We start from the raw sequence: 17748 nt of genomic DNA, 5'->3' as shown, positions 1-17748 counted from the left end.
CGGAGGGCGTGCGTGGTTTTCACGATCCTTGTGGGATCAGGTCTCGGCTTCCCGTCTATCGCGTCGGGTGCGCTATTTCCGGGAGCGACCGAAACCGACGAACAGCTCAAGAGGCTCTATGACGACGCAGGGGATGTTTGCCTTCGCAACCCGAGCCGCGACGTTCGTGTCGCAGTCGCCTGCAAGTCCATGACGATCTACGGCCTGGCACTCAACGAAAGAGGCTGGTGCTACGGCCGTCAGAGTGAGGCCAATGCCCAAAAAGACTGGCACAGATGCGGCGCGGACTCGGATCGTTTTTCTCTTGATCAGCTGACGACGTTCTAGAGTTGGTCCGATGCTGAAAGCGTCAGCTGTCTTCGTCGTCAGCCTTCTGGTCCTTGTGCCGATCTGCGTAGTCACAGGATACGCCATCGGCCATGCCATTGCGGCTTATGTCTTTTCCGCGGCTCTGGAGCCGGACACCTATAAGCAGGACCGGGAGCTGTTTGCGGGCGTATACGGCATCATGTTCATTGGCGGCTCCCTCTATGTCCTTGCCGCCGCCTTCGCAGCGTTTCGGCTGATCAAGGCAATTCGGGCAAACCGGGCGTGAGGCGCTTGCGAAAGGCTCAACAGGGCCGAACCAGAGCCCTGATCCTCTTCCTTTTGTTTCTCGCCGTGTTGACGGTGGTCTCCTACGTGCTCTGCTCCAAATGGGGGATTGGTCGCAGTTGCCCGATCTTCGGGATAGAAGCCGGTGCTGCACTTTCGGTTATGACAGCGTAGCGGGCTGAAAGCCCTCCCGCCCAGGCTATGCCGGCTTTCCCGCATGGCCCTGTCAGCGGCGGCCCGCCCCCGGCACCCGGCAGGCAGCCCAAATACCCAGCCCGCGAAAGTCTTCGCTTCAGTGTCGCGCCTCGCTGCCGCCCTTCAGCTCCACCTCAAATCCCAATAACTGGTCGAACAACGGCGCCTTCCGGACGTCATCGTCGAGCCCACTGCCGGGCCTCTCCTCCGATCGTCGGCTCTCGAGAATGCCTAGCCATGACAGCGGCCGGAGCACCCGCGTCGTCATGGCGAACTCGGGAAAGTCGGGCGCAATCGGGTCCCCGATGGTTTCCATGATCGTACAGGCCGGCGTCAGGACCGCAGACCGCGACCAGCGATGGGCCGTCACCGACAGGCTCCACAGGATCACTCCCATATGGTGCTGCGGCCAGAATTCCAGCGGGTTCCTGTCGAAGTCCTGGAGGTTCACCTTCCAGAACGTCGCCTCGAACAGCGCGGTGAGCAGCGCGGGGGCGGCCTCGGAAGCCAGCATCGCCTTGCCCGCCTTGCTCGCCTTCAGGACCCCCGAGCGTTTCCGCAGGAGCCGTGCCGCCTGCAGCACGATCCGCGTGAACAGGACCCCGTAGGCATCGTCCTCGTTGATGACCTTGTTCATCGCCAGCGTGGCGGCCTTGTCGTATCCTGGCCATTCCGTCCGGTCGAAGACATGCCAGACATCGGCCCGCTTCAGGGCACCGGCAGGCGTGAGCACGAGCCCGTCCTTCTCCACGGCCAGCCCCAGCAGCAGCCTCGCGGCGATGACCATGGGAACCTGAAGGGCGGCCTCGACGGGGACGCGATCGGGCGTGAGGCGGATAGCCTGCGGGACCCTGCCGGGCGGCTCCAGGAGCGCTTTGACGGAGGACGGCTGAAGGCATGTCCAGGCGGGGGGAAGGTCGGTCACGAGGTGAGCGTAGGCGGGCCGAGGCGATTGCTCAACAATGCGTTCCACGAGCCGTGCCCAGGCCGGGCAGGGGCGGCACGATGCTCGCCAGGAGCGCGAAGAGCGTGAGAAGCGATTTCAGCTTGAGACGATGGCGCATGATCTCTGCTCCTGCACGGCGGACCCAGGAGCCCTGCAGGCTCCGCCGGTTCCAATGGCGGAGCGTCGCGACGGCTTCGCTGCGCGCCGCACGCCGCCGCGATGACCGTCGGTTCATGCTGGTCTGCCGTGCTGTGGAAGTCGATCAACTCATTGTGGCTTGGCCGCCTGGATGGTCCGACAGGCTTGCCCGGATTCTTTGCGGGCTGTACGTCATCGGTTGACGTGCCAGGCGCAGGTTCCAGATAGACTTGAACCGATCGATCATGGCGGGGATTTGCGAATTGCCGGGTCAGACTGAAGAGCGCCGCCACCATCGCGACAAGGTTGTGCAGGAAGCGCGAATCCGGCTTCCCGGCCAGAACAACGAGATTCCCTGCATCATCCGCGATGTCTCGGTGTCCGGCGTCAAGCTGCGCGTGCCGATGGGTTTTGAGGCGCCGGACGTCTTCAGGCTGATTGCGCCGGCCCTGAACATCAACACCTGCGTGCGGATCGCCTGGCGCAGCCAGCATTCGATCGGCGCGACCTTCATCGCGGACGCCGAACGCCCTGACTGAACGATGCGAGAGGCGCGGCCTGGGTCAGAAATTCGTCATCTTGCCGCTGTCGGGTTCGATGCTGAATTCATTCGTGCTTGGCCCCATCAGGGCGGAGGCTTTTCGACGGGCCTGGATGCGCTCGACGCATTGTCGCGTCTCCCAGCGGCTTATACAGGCGGCATCTGGACCGACGAGATCGCCGTGTGATTGCCGGGGTGATGAAGCCGACGCGCTGACCGCATCCGCTTCAGCGGCGCCGGCAGAGAGCAGCCTCATGCGCGGTCGCGCGGCGAAGGATTTTCGTCGCCGTGATTCGCACCGGCGGTCCGTCCTCGACCGTGCCGGAGAGGACGAGACGCCCGTAATAGAGGCCACTGGCGAGGTCGCGCCGTGCAGCATCCGCGGCCGGCAGGCCGGAGAGGTCCGGATCCGTCTTCGCATAGCGCCGGCCCGACGGGACGAGAACGACATCCTTCGAAGGGCAAGGCGCCTGCACGCAGCGCAAGCCATTGTCACAGACCACGAACAGCACCTGGGCCTCGGCTGGGCGCGGTATGGCGACGGCAGCCATGAGAATAAGCCCGGCCGTGAGACAGCGCAGGCGGAGGCCTCCGCGCGAGGGCAGCATGATCACTTTCGGGGCAGCGTGCATCGGCGGTTTCCTTAAGCCCGGCGAAGATGGCTGATAATCTTTCACATTGACGGCTTGTCAAAGCGCCGGGCAATCGGGCATAGAGCCGGTAACGGAGACGTGGCCGAGAGGCTGAAGGCACTCGTTTGCTAAATGAGCATACCCCACAAGGGTATCGAGGGTTCGAATCCCTCCGTCTCCGCCATTCTTAACCCATTGATTAATAGAGAGAATTTCAAGCGCTGCCGGGCACGATACACGGCGGCATACGCGTGGCCGGCCTTCTCTGGCGCCGCTGAGCCCGTTTCTGGTTCCAGATCGCCGTCCCGATAGGCCTGAGGGGGCATTCGGGAGAACTCCCATCGGGCTGCCCCTGGCTTGTGATGATCATCGGGACGCGTCGCGTTAAGAGCGCGGTGGAACTCTCCCGCGAGCTCTCCTTACCGCTGGACGTGCCGACCTTATGGCACCACCATGCCCGCAAGCGGCCCTACCAAGAGTTCCGATGTCTGGCCCTGCCCACACACGAGTTCAAAGGCATCTGGCGGCCATCCTCGCGGCTGACGCTGTCGGCTTCTCACGCCTCATGGCCCGGGACGAGGAAGGCACCCTGCGTCGCATCAAGAGCCTCCGGCGGAAGATCATCGAGCCGAAGGTGAGAGCGCATCAGGGGCGGGTGTTCAAGACCACCGGAGATGGCTTTCTGGTGGAGTTCTCCAGCCCCGTCGAGGCCGTTCGCTGTGCCCTGGAGGCCCAAGAGGCTCTCGCCTCGCAAGCCACTCAGGAGTGTTCTCAAGCCCTCCAGCTCCGCATCGGCATCAACCTTGGCGACGTCATCAGCGAAGAGGACGGCGATGTCTACGGAGATGGCGTCAACGTAGCGGTTCGTCTCGAGCAGCTTGCGGAACCTGGAAGTGTCTACATCTCCGGTTCTGTTTACGACCAGATCGAAGGCAAGATCGGCATAGCCTTTGAGAGTCAAGGCGAACAGCAGGTCAAGAACATCGCAAGGCCTGTGCGGGTTTTCCGGCGGTTGACCACCGCGCCCGCGGCTTCAATCGGCCTGGGTGTCTCTGGTCGGCCATTGGCACTTCCGGATCGTCCCTCAATTGCCGTAATGCCCTTCAGCAACATGAGTACCGATCCCGAGCAAGAGTTCTTTGCGGACGGCATCACCGAGGACATCATCACAGGTCTGGCGAAGCTGAGATGGCTTTTTGTCATCGCCCGAAACTCGACCTTCACCTACAAGGGCAAGGCTGTTGATGTTCGACAAGTCGCCCGTGACCTCGGCGTCCGCTATATCTTGGAAGGGAGCGTCAGGGCCTCTGGGCGACGCATCCGCATTACCGGCCAGTTGATCGATGCCTCAACCGGGAAGCACATCTGGGCAGAGAAATATGATCGGGAGCTGGACGACATCTTTGCGGTCCAAGACGAGATCACCGAGAATGTCGTTGCCACAGTAGAGCCCCATCTTTACGTGGAAGAGGGCTTTCGCGCCAACAGCAAACCGCCCGACACGCTCGACACTTGGGGCTTGGTCGTTCGAGCCCTCGCGCTCGTCAACAAGGGCGGGCGGAAGCAGAACGCGGAAGCTCAGACTCTTCTGCAACGAGCTATCGAAATCGAACCAGGTTACGCGAGAGCCCATGCAATTCTAAGCTGGGCCAGGTGGTGGGCGGCGTTTTCCTACTGGGATGACCGAGATCAAGGCTTCGAGCGGGCGCTACAAGGTGCAGAGCGGGCTCTCGCGATCGATCCCGACGAGCCCTGGGCGCGCATCGTTTCTGGACTTATCCGAAGTGCGGCCGGTGGTCACGACAGGGCGATGGAGGAACTTGCGGCGGCCATTCGACTGAGCCCGAGTTTTGCTCTCGCCCACACGATGTATGGCTTGGTCCTGCTTCGTGCAGGCCGGTTCGACGCCGCCATTGAAATGACTGCAAAAGCTCTCCGGATGAGCCCAGCGGATAGTTTCGCGGGTTTTTACAACGCATTTCATGGTCTGGCTTTGCTGGGAGCTCGACGCTTTGCCGAGGCGCTGCCCCATTTGAGGGCATCGATTGCTGCGTTCTCGGGGTATCCCGGTCTTTATAATACCCTGATCAGTTGCTGCGGGCACCTGGGACTGCTCGACGAGGCGAAGTCGTATATTGCCTACCGCAATCAGATCGGACCGCCTTTGACGCGTTCCGTCTTGCGGAACAATCTGAAGTTCTTCGCCCACTGCGAGGTCTTCGTTGAAGGCTTGGCGAAGGCTGGAGTGCCCGAGTGAACGCAATGTTCGCGACAAGCCGGGGCCGAACTCTGCGACCGCGATAGTTTTGCTCAGTGCGCGTATCGCTGATCAGGATCGGCGCCCTGAAGGTCCACGCCCTGAGGTTCAGCATCGCAATGGCGGAGCGCTCAAAAAACAACGCCCCACGGGGTCGTAGCTCCGGTGACGAGCAAGAGGCCGAACAGGTCGCGCTGTGGCTCCTGAGCCGATCACCGACATCATGGAGGACTGGCTCCGGCGCTGCTGATGGTTGAGCGTCATGCCACCGATCCTGCTGGCCCGGTTCGATCTTTTCACAAGCGAAGTCGCGCCGCTGCTGCGGGCGCTGACCGTTCCGCAGCGAGTGCCAGGACGGGATAGGCAGGAGTGTCATGAGCTAACGATATTCAAAGCACGAATAATGTGTGACGAATATTGACATTCGTCACACGATAATTGATGGTGCTCCCGCTAACGGTGTTTTTGAAGGTGCGATCCGCGTGTCAAACCCGCGATCCAGACCTTCCGCAGCACCCCTGTTCGGCCTCCCAACACTCCGAGGGCGCCATGCGCGGATCACCACTGCTTCCCAACGTTTTTCGCGTCGTCTCCATCGCGGGGCTCGCCACGGTGCTCGCTGCTTGCGGGCCTTCGGATGGCGCAGAGCGCGCCGAAACTCACAGCCAGGCCCGACCCGTCCTGGCTCCGGCCGTCGCCTTTGAGCCAAGGATCGGCGAGCGCAGCCTCGTCGGCGTCATCCGTGCACGTGTCGAAAGCGACCTCGGCTTCCGCGTGCAGGGCAAGGTCGCCAAGCGGCTCGTGAATGTCGGGGAGATGGTCCGGGACGGAGACGTGCTCGCCACGCTCGACGAGGCCGATTTCGGGCTCCAGGTCGAGCAGGCCGAGGCTGAGCGCGCGGCAGCGGCCGCGAGCCGGACGCAAGCCGAGGCCGATCTCGATCGTGCCAGGTCGCTGATCAAACAGGGCTGGACGACGGCCGCCACGCTCGACGCAAGGCGCGCCGCTTCGGAGGAGGCGAGGGGCCGCCTCGCCCGCGCGGAGCGCGCGCTGGACCTCGCGAAGAACGCCTCGTCCTACGCCGTCCTGCGCGCCGACGCGAACGGTGTCATCACGGCGACTGCGGTCGAGCCCGGCCAGGTCGTCCAGCCGGGATACGCAGCGATCCGGCTTGCCCGCACCGCAGAAAAGGAAGCCGTCGTGGCGATCCCGGAAGCCTCGGTCGAACGCGCGCGACGGGCGAAGGCGGTCGTAACGCTCTGGTCGAACGCCGGGGTCCGCTATGGCGCGGCCTTGCGAGAACTATCGCCTGCCGCCGACGCCGCGACGCGGACCTATCTCGCGCGCTTCCCCGTCGCTGCAGCAGGGCCGGAAGTGCAACTCGGCATGACGGCGACCGTAACCCTGACCGATTCCGATCCCGAGCGCATTGTTCGCCTGCCGCTGACAGCGCTCGTCAATCAGGGCACCGGGCCATCGGTGTGGACCGTGAACCCGGATGGGAAGCTCGCAGCCAAGCCGGTCACCGTCGCTGTCTACGAAGCGAAGGACGTGATCGTGTCTGCCGGGCTCGCGGAGGGCGACCGCGTGGTCCTGCTTGGCGCCCAGAAGCTTGACGCCGGCCTGACCGTCCGCGCCGTCGATCAGTTCTCATTCTGAGAAGAGCAAGTCGCCATGAAAGAATTCAACCTGTCGCGCTGGGCTGTCGAGCACCGCGCGCTCGTCTTCTTCCTGATCATCGTGATCGCGATAGCGGGTACGCTGTCTTTCATGCGGCTCGGTCGTTCGGAGGATCCGAACTTCACCATCAAGGACGCCGTGCTGACGGCGGTGTGGCCAGGCGCCAGCGCGCGCGAGATGCAGGACCAGGTCGCCGATCCCATCGAAAAGAAGCTCCAGGAACTGGCCTATTTCGACAAGGTGCAGACCTATGTGAAGCCGTCATTCGCGGCCATGCAGATCTCGTTCAAGGACAGCACTCCGCCGGCCGAGGTTGCGGGCCTGTTCTATCAGATCCGCAAGAAGATGGACGATGTCCGGCCCTCCCTGCCGGCGGGCGTGATCGGCCCGAATGTCAATGACGAGTACGGCGATGTCGACTCGATCCTCACGATGCTGACGGGCGACGGCGCAGACTACGCTCAGCTCAAGAAGGTCGCCGATGCCTTGCGGCAACGGCTGCTCCGGGTTCCCGGCGTCGCGAAGGTGAACATCTACGGCGTCCAGCAGGAGCGCATCTTCGTCGAGTTCAGCCATGCCAAGCTGGCGACGCTCGGCGTGGCGCCGCAAGCGCTCTTCGACTCGCTGGCGCGCCAGAACGACGTGGCGCCGGCCGGGACCGTCGAGACGAACGCGCAACGCATTCCGCTTCGCGTCACCGGAGCTCTCGACGGCGTGAAGGCGGTGTCCGAAACGCCGGTCGATGCAGGAGGCCGCACCTTCCGGCTGGGCGATATCGCAACCGTGACGCGCGGTTTCGTCGACCCCCCAATCTTTCTTGTCCGGCAACGCGGCGAGCCCGCACTCGGCGTCGGGGTCGTGATGGCGCGCGGCGCCAATATCCTGAATTTCGGCAAGGACGTGGCCGCCGCGACGCGCGCTTTCCAGTTGGACGTACCGCAGGGGGTCAAGTTCGAGCAGATTGCCGACCAGCCCGAGATCGTCGAGGAATCGATCTTCGAGTTCGAGCGCTCCTTCGTGGAAGCGCTCGCCATCGTGCTCGGAGTCTCCTTCCTCTCGCTTGGCTGGCGCACGGGGATCGTGGTCGCACTGTCGGTGCCGCTGGTGCTCGCAGCGACCTTCGTCGTCATGTACACGCTCGGCATGGACCTGCACCGGATCACGCTCGGTGCGCTGATCATCGCGCTCGGTCTGCTGGTCGACGACGCCATCATCGCGGTGGAGATGATGGTGGTGAAGATGGAGCAGGGTTACGACCGCATCCAGGCCGCAGCCTTTGCCTGGCGATCGACCGCCTTCCCGATGCTGACCGGCACCGCCGTCACCGTCGCGGGTTTCCTGCCCGTCGGCTTCGCGAAGTCAGGCGCGGGCGAGTATGCCGGAGGCATCTTCTGGGTCGTCGGTATCGCGCTCGCCATGTCCTGGATCGTGGCGGTGGTCTTCACGCCGTATCTCGGGGTCCTGCTGCTGCCCTCGTCGCTGTCCAAGGGCGGCGCACATGGCGATCCCGCCGCGATCTACGATACCCGTCTGTACCGCGCCCTGCGCCGGGCAATCGAGACCTGCGTGCGTTGGCGGGTGACGACTGTCGTCGTCACTGTTGGCATCTTTGCTGTTGCTGTCGTCGGTTTCGGCTTCGTCCAGCAGCAGTTCTTCCCGCTCTCGGAGCGCAAGGAACTCTTTCTCCAGCTCCGTCTTCCCGAGGGCTCGTCGATCGGCGCAACATCCGGCGTCGTCGCCGAGGCCGAGAAGCTGATCGGCCAGACCGATCCCGACATTCAGACCTATACGGCTTATGTCGGCCAGGGCTCCCCGCGCTTCTGGCTGGGCCTGAATCCGACGCTGCCCAACGAGTCCTTCGCCGAGATCGTGATCCTGACGAAGTCGATCGAGGGCAGGGAGCGCGTCAAGTCGCGCCTCGATGCCGCGATTGGCGCCGGCGCCCTGACCCAGGCGCGAGCGCGCGTCGACCGCTTCTCCTTCGGGCCGCCTGTCGGCTTTCCCGTCCAGTTCCGCGTGATCGGCCACGACCCGCTGAAGGTGCGCGAGGTCTCCTACCAGGTCCGCGACGCCATCCGCACCAACCGCAACGCGGTCGACCCGCATCTGGACTGGAACGAGATGTCGCCCTCGGTCAGGCTGGTGGTCGATCAGGAACGGGCTCGGGCGCTTGGGTTGAACGTGCAGGACGTTGCGCAGACGCTGCAGACCCTCGTCTCCGGGGCGACCGTTACGACCGTTCGCGACGGTGTCGAGCAGGTCGCCGTGGTCGCGCGGGCCGGCGAAAGCGAAAGGCTGAATCTCGGCCATGTCGGCGACTTGACCATCGTCGCCCGTAACGGCGTCGCCGTTCCGCTTTCTCAGGTTGCAAGGCTCGACTATGTCCACGAGGATCCGATCCTGCGGCGTCGTAACCGCGACACCGTCATCACCGTGCGCGCCGATGTCGTGGACGGTGTCCAGCCGCCGGATGTGACCGCGCAGATCCTGCCGCGGCTGCAGTCGATCAAGAATGGCCTGGAGCCTGGCTATCGCATCGAGACGGGGGGCGCGGTGGAGGAGTCGGAGAAGGCGAACGCCGCGCTTTACGTGCTCTTCCCCCTCATGTTTCTCGCGATGCTGACCCTGTTGATGATCCAGTTGCAGAACTTTTCCCGCTTGGCCCTGGTTTTCATGACGGCTCCGCTTGGCCTGATCGGGACATCGGCAGGTCTCAATCTCGCCCACCAGCCATTTGGCTTCACCGCGCTGCTGGGGCTGATCGCACTCGCCGGCATGATCATGCGCAATACGCTCATCCTGGTCGACCAGATCGAGAGCGACGTCGCCTCGGGATCGCACAGCCGGCGCGAGGCCATCGTCGATGCGACGGTCAGGCGGGCGCGGCCGGTGGTGCTGACGGCGCTTGCCGCTATCCTCGCCATGATTCCGCTGTCGTCGAGCGCATTCTGGAGCCCGATGGCTGTCACCATCATGGGCGGGCTCTTTGTCGCGACCTTTCTCACGATCCTGTTCTTGCCGGCGCTCTACGCGCTGTGGTTCCGCAAGTCGCTGGATGAGCGTGGAGCACCGCTGGCGCGGGAACCAGGCACGGTTGTGCCGCTCTTTGCAGCCTCGGTTGCGCACTAGATCATCGGGCCGGATAGCGTATCCGGCCCGATGATCTAACCTTTTTGTGTTTGCATCGGCTTTCCCGAAAACCGCACTGCACTTTTCGGGCCGATGCTTTAGCCTTCGCCCTTTACGACTGTCTCGGAGTAGCCTCGGTGACACATCCATCTCGTTACTCGGCGCGCGTGACTTCCCAGACGGAGAACGCGGGCCGCCGACAGGACGGCGTCGAGCCGCCGCAGGAGATTCTCGCGGTCGCCCGGCGGCTCTTCACGACAGTTGGCTACCAGAAGACCACGGTCGCCGAGATCGCGGCCGAACTCGGCAAGAGCCCCGCACATGTCTACCGCTTCTTTGACAGCAAGAGGGCTATCAACGAGGCCGTGGCCGAGCTTTTGCTGGGTCAGATCGGCGACGAGCTCGCGGTGATCGCCGCCGGAGAATCGTCTCCTCCAGAGCGTCTTGCCGCCTTCCTGCTTGCCCTCTCGGAGCTCAGCGAGCGGCATTTCATGACCAACAGCCGCGTGAACGACATGGTCGAGGACGCGATGGCCGAAAGCTGGGGCGTCTGTCTTCGCTACATCCAGCGCGTCGAAGGCCTGATCAGGACAATCGTCGAGGAAGGCCAGTCTTCAGGCGATTTCAGCATCGAGGATGCGGCTGCCGGCGCAGCCTGTGTGAAGACGACCATGGTCTGCTTCATGCACCCGACGATGATGGCGCTGAGCGCAGACCATGCGAGGCCCGAGATCGAACAGGTCATCGCATACGCACTCCGGGGCCTCGGAGCCAAGCCACGGCGCTGAGTCCCTCGGGGGGGCGTTGTCACGGGAGGCGGGACAAGGGTGCCGCCCTGCGGCTGATGCGCAAATTGCTCAAAAAAGGCATCGTTTCGCTCCGAGGGTGCTGGTGACGGACAAATTGCGCTCCTAAGGGGGCCGCACGGCGAGAACTGTGATTCCCGGCGCGCCATGAGCACGGCATGCGCCGCAACAATCGGGCGGAGAACACACACCAGGTGATCCGATGACAAGCGCGCAGATCAAGCGCGTCAAGTCGCCTTTGGGCCGTCGATCTAGCGCTTTCTTAAGAGCTGTTCCGGCAACGTCTGCAGATCACGGGAGAGCAAGCACCTTCAGGGTAGCCTGTCACGCCGGTTGATTCGGCCTCCTCACGAGAGAGCGGCGGCCGGTCGAACCGACGCTGCTCCTCGATGCGTGTGGACGATGGAACGAACCTGATGAAGAGCCTGACGATACGCCGCCGCATCCTTGTGAGTTTTGCTGCGGTCCTGGCGGTGATGTCGGCGATGGCCGCCATCTCCTATCTCTGGTTCGTTCAGACCGAGCGCGAAGCGACGAGGGTCGAATCCAGCACGGTGCCGGCCCTCTATTTCAGCACCCAGCTGATGACCGCCTGGACCGAGGCCAACAGCCTCGTGCGTGAATTCGTGCTCGAGGACGCGCCGGCGGACAAGGCCAGGGTCGTCGACGCCATGCTCGCCAACCGCGACCGACTGCGCGGCCTGGTGAAGTCCTATGAAGGCACGCTCGACACCGAGCAGGATCGCCGGAATTATGCCTTGGTCAAACAGCTTTTCGACCAACTCTTCCCGGCCGAGGACGCGATCGTGGCCGCAGGCAAGCTCGCCGCGGCAGGCGGTCAGGCTCTCGATCAGCGTGGGGCAATCAGGAGCGAGCTCGAGCCGATTTCCGCCAAGCTGCGGGCGAGCCTGCAGGCGATGGTCGAGTACAACAAGTCGGAGGCCGATGACTCGACCCAGCGCATCGGCTCGATCGTGCGCACGGCGGAGCTGGGCCTTGCCGCCAGTTTCGTGGTCGCGCTCGCGCTCGCGGTGTTGTGCGGCTTCCTGCTGTTTCGCGCCGTCACTGTGCCGCTCGGAAAGCTGCTCGGCATCGTCGATCTCATGCGCCGCGGGGATTTCAGCGCGCGGCTCGAGCTCCATCGGCGCGATGAGTTCAGCACGCTGGCCGACGGCGTCAACGCCATGGCCGACGATCTCGCCGGACTGATCGGCCAGGTCCAGAAATCCAGCATCCAGGTCAATACCTCGATCACCGAAGTCGCCGCGACCTCGAAGGAGCAGCAGGCGACGGCCAGCGAGATCGCCGCGACCACGACGGAAATCGGTGCGACCGCCAAGGAAATCTCCGCGACCTCGAACGAGCTCGTGCGCACCATGGACGAAGTCTCTGTGGTCGCCGAGCAGACCGCGGTGCTTGCGGGAGGCGGGCAGGCCGGGTTGTCGCGCATGGAAACGACGATGCGCCATGTCATGGAGGCGGCCGGCGCGATCAATGCCAAGCTCGCGATCCTCAGCGAGAAGGCGGGCAACATCAATCAGGTCGTCACCACCATCACCAAGGTCGCCGACCAGACCAACCTGCTCTCGCTCAACGCCGCGATCGAGGCGGAAAAGGCAGGCCAGTACGGCCGGGGTTTCGCGGTCGTCGCGACCGAGATTCGTCGCCTCGCCGACCAGACAGCCGTGTCGACCTACGATATCGAGCAGATGGTCAAGGACATCCAGTCGGCCGTCGCGGCAGGCGTCATGGGCATGGACAAGTTCTCCGAAGAGGTGCGCCGCGGCATGCAGGAGGTGCAGCAGGTCGGCGGGCAGCTGTCGGAGATCATTGAACAGGTGCAGGGGCTGGTGCCGCGCTTCGAGGTGGCAAACGAGGGCATGCAGGCACAGGCCACCGGCGCCGGCCAGATCAGCGAGGCCCTGTCACAGCTCAGCGAAGCCGCCCAGCAGACAGTCGAGTCGCTGCAGCAATCCACGCTTGCGATCGATGAACTGAATCAGGTCTCGAGCGGGCTGCGCAGCAGCATCTCGCGTTTCAAGCTTCGCGCGTAGCAGGAGCAGGCGAGCCGAGCCCCGTCCGATGCTGTTTCTGATGTTCCGCCTGGGCCAGGACCGCTATCTGCTCGATGCCGGGCAGGTCGAAGAGGTGTTGCCCCTGCTCAGCGTGAAAGCCCTGCCGGCGGCGCCGGCCGGGATCGTCGGCGCCATCAATTACCGGGGCGCACCGGTGCCCTTGATCGATCTCAGCCTGCTCGCGCTCGGGCGTGCCGCCGCCCCCCTGCTGAGCACGCGGATCATCCTCGTGCGCTATCCGGTCGGTGCGGGCGAGCACGCCTTGCTCGGGCTCATTGCCGAGCGGGCGATCGAGACCGTCGCGCGCGATCCGGCGGATTTCGTGGCCACGGGCGTCGAGGCTGGAATGCCTCCCTATCTTGGCCCGGTCGCGTCCGACGACAGGGGGCTGATCCAGCGGATCAGGGCGGAAGCCCTGCTGCCCCAAGCGATTCGTGAGATCTTGTTCCAGAAGCCCGCGACGCATTCGTGATGGACAGGGCCATGGCCACGGGGGCGTTCGAACAGCTTCTCAGGGAGATGATCGGGCTCAGCAGCGAGACGGTCGGCGCGTCGGTGATCCGCCATGCGCTGAAGCGGCGGATGACCGCCTGCGAGATGTCGGACCTCCACAGCTATTGGAGGTATCTCAGCGAGAGCCGGACTGAGCGTCAGGAACTGATCGATGCGGTCGTCGTGCCGGAGACCTGGTTCTTCCGGGATCGCGAGGCCTTCGCGGCGATGACGCGCCAGGCTCGCGAAAACCGGGGTGCGGGCGTGCCTCTCAGACTCCTGAGCCTGCCATGCTCGACGGGCGAGGAACCCTATTCCATGGCGATGGCGTTGTTCGACGCCGGCTTCGAGGCAAGGGAATTCAGCATCGACGCAATCGATGTAAGCACGCGCAATCTCGTCTACGCCGAACGTGCCATCTACGGGCGCAACTCCTTCCGTGGCGACGATCTCGGCTATCGCGACCGGCATTTCGATGCGGTCGAAGGCGGTTTCCGCCCGCATGAGCGCGTCCGCCGGCAGGTTTGCTTCGCGCTCGGCAACCTGCTCGGCCCGGCCCCGCAACCGAGACCCGAGCCCTATGACGTCATCTTCTGCCGCAACCTGCTGATCTATTTCGATCGGGAGACGCAGGGGCTGGCACTGGACCGACTGAGGCAGATGCTCGCAGAGAGCGGCCTGTTGCTGCTGGGGCCGGCCGAGTCCGGATTGCCGACCCTGCATGGCTTCGCTTCCGTGCGCTTCCCCAGGGCCTTCGCCTTCGTGAGGGCGAGCGCGGTGGAGCACGCGCCGGCACCGGCCCCCCCACGGAGATCGCGCCCGGCGCCGCCGCCCGCACAAGCGCTGCGGCGTATCGCGCCGCCGGTCCGCCCCTTTGCGCAGAAGGCCGCTCCAGGAGAGGCTGCGTCGCCAGCGCCGGACCGGGCAGCGATGAGCCTCGCCACCATCGAGCACGCCGCCAATGCGGGACGCCTCGGTGAGGTCAAGCGCGCCGCTGCGAGCCATCTCGAAGAGTTCGGGCCGTCAGCGGAGGTCTTCTACCTGCTTGGCCTGGCCCATGATGCGGATGATGCGCCCTCGGACGCGATCCAGAATTACCGGAAGGCGCTCTACCTTGCGCCCGACCATCGCCAGGCGCTCGTCCAGCTCAAGCTCCTGCTGCAACGGCAAGGTGACAAGGCCGGCGCCAAGGCGCTGACGGACCGGCTCGACCGGATTGCGAAGAGGAGTGACGTCTGATGCCCGTCACGGCTGGCATGCAAGCGACGGAGCAGGGTCCGGGCATCCAGGGGCCGGGCATCCAGGGACCGGGGATCAATGAGTGCTGGCGCCAGATCGGCGTCAGCGGGGACAGGTCCTGCCCGGAATTGCAGGAGCATCTGCATTGCCGGAACTGCCCGACCTATGCCGAGATTGCGCGCAGTCTGCTCGATCGCCCCTTGCCGGCGGGCTATTCCGAGGAATGGGCCAGGCATTTCGCGCGGGGGGCCGACCGTCCCGAGCCCGAGGGTGGGGCTCGCAGCGTCGTCCTCTTTCGCCTGGGGGAGGAATGGCTCGGCCTTCCGACGACAACCTGCCACGAGATCGCGGAACCGCGCCGCATCCATTCCCTGCCTCATCGCCGGACCGGGGCAGTGCTCGGCATCGTCAATGTCCGCGGCGAGCTGCTCATCTGCATGTCCTTGCCGGAACTCCTCGGCATCGACACGGGCGGCGGCCCTTCAGATGGTGGGAAGATCGCGGTGTTCCGCCGTCTGATCGTGATCGGCGCGGATGAGCGGCGCGTCGCCTTCGAGGTCGACGAGGTGCACGGCATGCATTCCTATGGGGTGCGCGACCAGCTCGCGGTGCCGGCAACGATCGGCAAATCGGCCTCGACCGTCATTCAGGCCATGCTGTCCTGGCAGGGGCGCACGGTCGGCTGCCTCAATGAGGCGCTGCTGCTCGCCATGATCGACCGGAGTATCGCATGAGCGGCGAGGATTTCAGCCAGCTCTCGATGCTGGACCTGTTTCGCGCCGAACTCGACTCGCAGTCGCAGGCGCTGACCGCAGGCCTGCTGGCGCTGGAGCGCGATCCCGTCGCGGCCGTTCATCTCGAAGCCTGCATGCGCGCGGCCCATTCGCTTAAGGGCGCCGCCCGCATCATCGATCTGACGCCTGCGGTGCAGGTGGCGCATGAGATGGAGGAATGCTTCGTCGCGGCCCAGCGCGGGCAGGTCAGGCTCGAGCACGCCCATATCGATGCGCTTCTGAGAGGGGTCGATCTGCTGGCCGCGATCGCCACCGAACCGGGGCCGGGCGAGGAGGAGATCCAGCACAGAATCGCAAGCTTCGCGCAGGCGCTTCAGCAGGCTGGCTCCTTAGCTTCAGGCGCGGGGGCGGATGGCCAGGTCCGTGCGGCGCTTCCTGCGCCTCCAGAGAATCGTTCCACCGAAGCTTCGCCCGCATCAGTACATGATCCGGATGTCGGATCGGCGAATGCGCTCTCCCAGGCTCCGGGAAGCCCGGGGCCGGACCGCATGGTGCGCGTCACGGCGGAAAGCCTGAACCGCCTGCTCGGGCTCGCGGGCGAGTCCCTGATGTCGGCCCGGCGCTTGAGACCCTTCAACGATGGGCTCTTGCGCCTCAGGCGCGTCCAGACCGATCTTGCCAGGAGCTTCGACGCGTTGCGTGCCGCAATGCCGGCGGTGACGACCGATATCAGGGCCGCGCAGGCACTTGCCGAGGCGCAGCTCAAGCTCGGGGAAAGCCAGGCCATTCTGGCGCAGCGCCTCGACGAGCTCGATGTCGTCGACCGGCGCGCCACCGATCTCGCCAACCGTCTCTATGACGAGACCCTTGCCAGCCGGATGCGCCCTTTCGACGATGGCGTTCGGCATTTTTCGCGGACCGTTCGCGATATCGGGCGGGCCCTGGGCAAGAAGGTTCGCCTCGAGATCGTCGGCGGCTCGACGAGCATCGACCGTGACATCCTCGAGGAACTCGATGCCCCGCTCGGGCATCTCCTGCGCAACGCCGTCGATCATGGCCTCGAACCGCCTGAAGAGCGGCGGGCCGCAGGCAAGGCGGAAGAGGGGCTGATCAAGCTCGAGGCCCGGCACAATGCCGGCCTGTTGCAGATCATCGTTGCCGATGACGGCCGCGGGATCGATCTCGACGCGCTGCGCCGGGCGACCATCGTGCGCGGGCTGACGACGGCCGAGACGGCGCAGAGCCTGAGCGAGGCCGAGCTGCTGGAGTTCCTGTTCCTGCCCGGTTTCTCGATGAAGGGGAGCGTCAGTGACATTTCCGGACGTGGTGTCGGCCTCGATGCCGTGCAGGCGATGGCGCGCCAGGTCCGGGGACAGGTGACCGTGTCGTCGGAGCTCGGTGCCGGGACGCGCTTCCAGCTCCAGTTGCCGCTGACGCTCTCGGTCATCCGCGCCCTGCTCGTCGAGATCGATCGCGAACCCTATGCGTTTCCACTGACCGGGATCACGCGGACGCTGATGCTGCCGCGGGAGCGGATCGAGATCCTCGAAGGCCGGCCGCATTTCCGCTTCGAAGACCGGCAGGTCGGCTTGGTCACGGCGCATGAGGTCCTGGGGCGTGACGACCCGCAATCGGATACCGTCGATCTTGCCGTCGTCGTGGTCGGGGAGGGGGGCGAGGCCTACGGACTGGTCGTCGACCGTTTCCTTGGCGAGCGCGAGCTCGTCGTGCGGCCGCTCGATCCGCGGCTCGCCAAGGTCAAGGACATCAGCGCCGCGGCGCTGATGGAGGATGGTTCGCCGGTCCTGATCCTCGACGTCGACGATCTGATCCGCTCGATGGAGAAGCTTGCCTCGACCGGCAGGCTCAAGACCCTGGAGCGCGTGGTGGCCAGTGTCGGCCAGAAGCGGCGCAAGCGCGTCCTGGTCGTCGACGATTCTCTCACCGTGCGCGAGCTCGAGCGCAAGCTGCTCGATCATCATGGCTATGAGGTCGAGGTCGCGGTCGACGGCATCGATGGCTGGAACGCCGTCCGGTCCGATCCGTTCGACCTGGTCGTCACCGATATCGACATGCCCCGCATGGACGGCATCGAACTCGTGACACTGATCAAGAAGGACAGCGGGCTCCGGAACCTGCCGGTCATGATCGTGTCCTACAAGGACCGCGAAGAGGACCGTCGCCGCGGGCTCGACGCCGGGGCCGACTACTATTTGACCAAGGGCAGTTTCCACGACGAGACTTTGATCCATGCCGTCGCCGACCTGATCGGTGAACCATGGGGCTGAGC

14 protein-coding genes and 1 tRNA gene are annotated in these 17748 nt (G+C 64.7%); 13 read left to right on the top strand and 2 right to left on the bottom strand.

Annotation, left to right across the window (positions count from 1 at the left end; translation table 11 throughout):
* Positions 1-12: 12 nt before the first annotated feature.
* Both FG93_RS33190 and FG93_RS26485 read left to right on the top strand, forming a co-directional pair.
* On the top strand, positions 13-327 hold the full coding sequence (locus tag FG93_RS33190; RefSeq protein ID WP_152579646.1) for a hypothetical protein: 315 nt from the start codon (positions 13-15) through the stop codon (positions 325-327).
* 10 nt (positions 328-337) lie between these two features.
* Positions 338-595: a hypothetical protein gene (locus tag FG93_RS26485; protein WP_043240732.1), complete on the top strand. Its 258-nt coding sequence runs from the start codon at positions 338-340 to the stop codon at positions 593-595.
* Between the two features lie 291 nt (positions 596-886).
* On the opposite strand, the gene FG93_RS26480 is transcribed toward FG93_RS26485, so the two are convergent.
* Complete coding sequence (locus FG93_RS26480; RefSeq protein ID WP_152579645.1) at positions 887-1714, bottom strand: hypothetical protein; 828 nt, start codon at positions 1712-1714, stop codon at positions 887-889.
* A gap of 422 nt (positions 1715-2136) precedes the next feature.
* Between FG93_RS26480 and FG93_RS26470 the strand changes: the two genes are divergently transcribed.
* On the top strand, positions 2137-2412 hold the full coding sequence (locus tag FG93_RS26470; protein ID WP_161783892.1) for a PilZ domain-containing protein: 276 nt from the start codon (positions 2137-2139) through the stop codon (positions 2410-2412).
* 229 nt (positions 2413-2641) lie between these two features.
* Here FG93_RS26470 and FG93_RS31470 read toward each other — a convergent pair whose 3' ends face one another.
* Positions 2642-3046: a hypothetical protein gene (locus tag FG93_RS31470; RefSeq protein WP_052514238.1), complete on the bottom strand. Its 405-nt coding sequence runs from the start codon at positions 3044-3046 to the stop codon at positions 2642-2644.
* Positions 3047-3139: 93 nt separating this feature from the next.
* Between FG93_RS31470 and FG93_RS26455 the strand changes: the two genes are divergently transcribed.
* From FG93_RS26455 to FG93_RS26410, 10 genes are all read left to right on the top strand, one after another.
* Positions 3140-3230 (top strand) — tRNA-Ser (locus FG93_RS26455).
* Positions 3231-3530: 300 nt separating this feature from the next.
* A complete protein-coding gene (locus tag FG93_RS26450; RefSeq protein ID WP_043240721.1) occupies positions 3531-5303 on the top strand; it encodes an adenylate/guanylate cyclase domain-containing protein in 1773 nt (590 codons plus the stop codon).
* Between the two features lie 549 nt (positions 5304-5852).
* Entirely contained in the window at positions 5853-6962 is a 1110-nt protein-coding gene (locus FG93_RS26445; protein WP_052514236.1) for an efflux RND transporter periplasmic adaptor subunit, read from the top strand.
* A 15-nt stretch (positions 6963-6977) separates the two neighbouring features.
* Positions 6978-10112 (top strand): efflux RND transporter permease subunit, encoded by a 3135-nt coding sequence (locus FG93_RS26440; RefSeq protein WP_043240718.1) that lies wholly within the window; start codon positions 6978-6980, stop codon positions 10110-10112.
* A 137-nt stretch (positions 10113-10249) separates the two neighbouring features.
* The gene (locus FG93_RS26435; protein WP_161783891.1) at positions 10250-10900 is read left to right on the top strand and encodes a TetR/AcrR family transcriptional regulator; all 651 of its coding nucleotides are present in this window, start codon (positions 10250-10252) and stop codon (positions 10898-10900) included.
* Between the two features lie 434 nt (positions 10901-11334).
* Positions 11335-12972 carry a methyl-accepting chemotaxis protein gene (locus tag FG93_RS26430; RefSeq protein WP_043241428.1) on the top strand — a complete coding sequence of 546 codons (1638 nt, stop codon included), beginning with the start codon at positions 11335-11337 and terminating at the stop codon, positions 12970-12972.
* A 28-nt stretch (positions 12973-13000) separates the two neighbouring features.
* A complete protein-coding gene (locus FG93_RS26425) occupies positions 13001-13465 on the top strand; it encodes a chemotaxis protein CheW (protein WP_043240716.1) in 465 nt (154 codons plus the stop codon).
* A gap of 11 nt (positions 13466-13476) precedes the next feature.
* Positions 13477-14724, top strand: coding sequence for a CheR family methyltransferase (locus tag FG93_RS26420; protein ID WP_043241425.1), 1248 nt, complete (start codon positions 13477-13479; stop codon positions 14722-14724).
* Positions 14724-15458, top strand: a complete 735-nt coding sequence (locus tag FG93_RS26415; RefSeq protein WP_244448752.1) for a chemotaxis protein CheW — start codon at positions 14724-14726, stop codon at positions 15456-15458. Before FG93_RS26420 ends, FG93_RS26415 begins: the two co-directional genes overlap by 1 nt.
* Positions 15455-17746: a hybrid sensor histidine kinase/response regulator gene (locus FG93_RS26410; RefSeq protein ID WP_043240714.1), complete on the top strand. Its 2292-nt coding sequence runs from the start codon at positions 15455-15457 to the stop codon at positions 17744-17746. The genes FG93_RS26415 and FG93_RS26410 overlap by 4 nt, the downstream gene beginning before the upstream one ends.
* Positions 17747-17748: the final 2 nt, after the last annotated feature.

Source organism: Allobosea sp. LC85 (genome assembly GCF_000735605.1).
GTDB lineage: Bacteria > Pseudomonadota > Alphaproteobacteria > Rhizobiales > Beijerinckiaceae > Allobosea.
This window is presented reverse-complemented; position numbering and strand designations above follow the sequence as displayed.

Coding starts and splice junctions, on each gene's coding strand:
- FG93_RS26425 (WP_043240716.1), top strand. CDS start 13,001: ATGCTGTTTCTGATGTTCCGCCTGGGCCAGGACCGCTATCTGCTCGAT.
- FG93_RS26485 (WP_043240732.1), top strand. CDS start 338: ATGCTGAAAGCGTCAGCTGTCTTCGTCGTCAGCCTTCTGGTCCTTGTG.
- FG93_RS31470 (WP_052514238.1), bottom strand. CDS start 3,046: ATGCACGCTGCCCCGAAAGTGATCATGCTGCCCTCGCGCGGAGGCCTC.
- FG93_RS26420 (WP_043241425.1), top strand. CDS start 13,477: ATGGCCACGGGGGCGTTCGAACAGCTTCTCAGGGAGATGATCGGGCTC.
- FG93_RS26410 (WP_043240714.1), top strand. CDS start 15,455: ATGAGCGGCGAGGATTTCAGCCAGCTCTCGATGCTGGACCTGTTTCGC.
- FG93_RS26450 (WP_043240721.1), top strand. CDS start 3,531: ATGTCTGGCCCTGCCCACACACGAGTTCAAAGGCATCTGGCGGCCATC.
- FG93_RS26445 (WP_052514236.1), top strand. CDS start 5,853: ATGCGCGGATCACCACTGCTTCCCAACGTTTTTCGCGTCGTCTCCATC.
- FG93_RS26415 (WP_244448752.1), top strand. CDS start 14,724: ATGCCCGTCACGGCTGGCATGCAAGCGACGGAGCAGGGTCCGGGCATC.
- FG93_RS26440 (WP_043240718.1), top strand. CDS start 6,978: ATGAAAGAATTCAACCTGTCGCGCTGGGCTGTCGAGCACCGCGCGCTC.
- FG93_RS26430 (WP_043241428.1), top strand. CDS start 11,335: ATGAAGAGCCTGACGATACGCCGCCGCATCCTTGTGAGTTTTGCTGCG.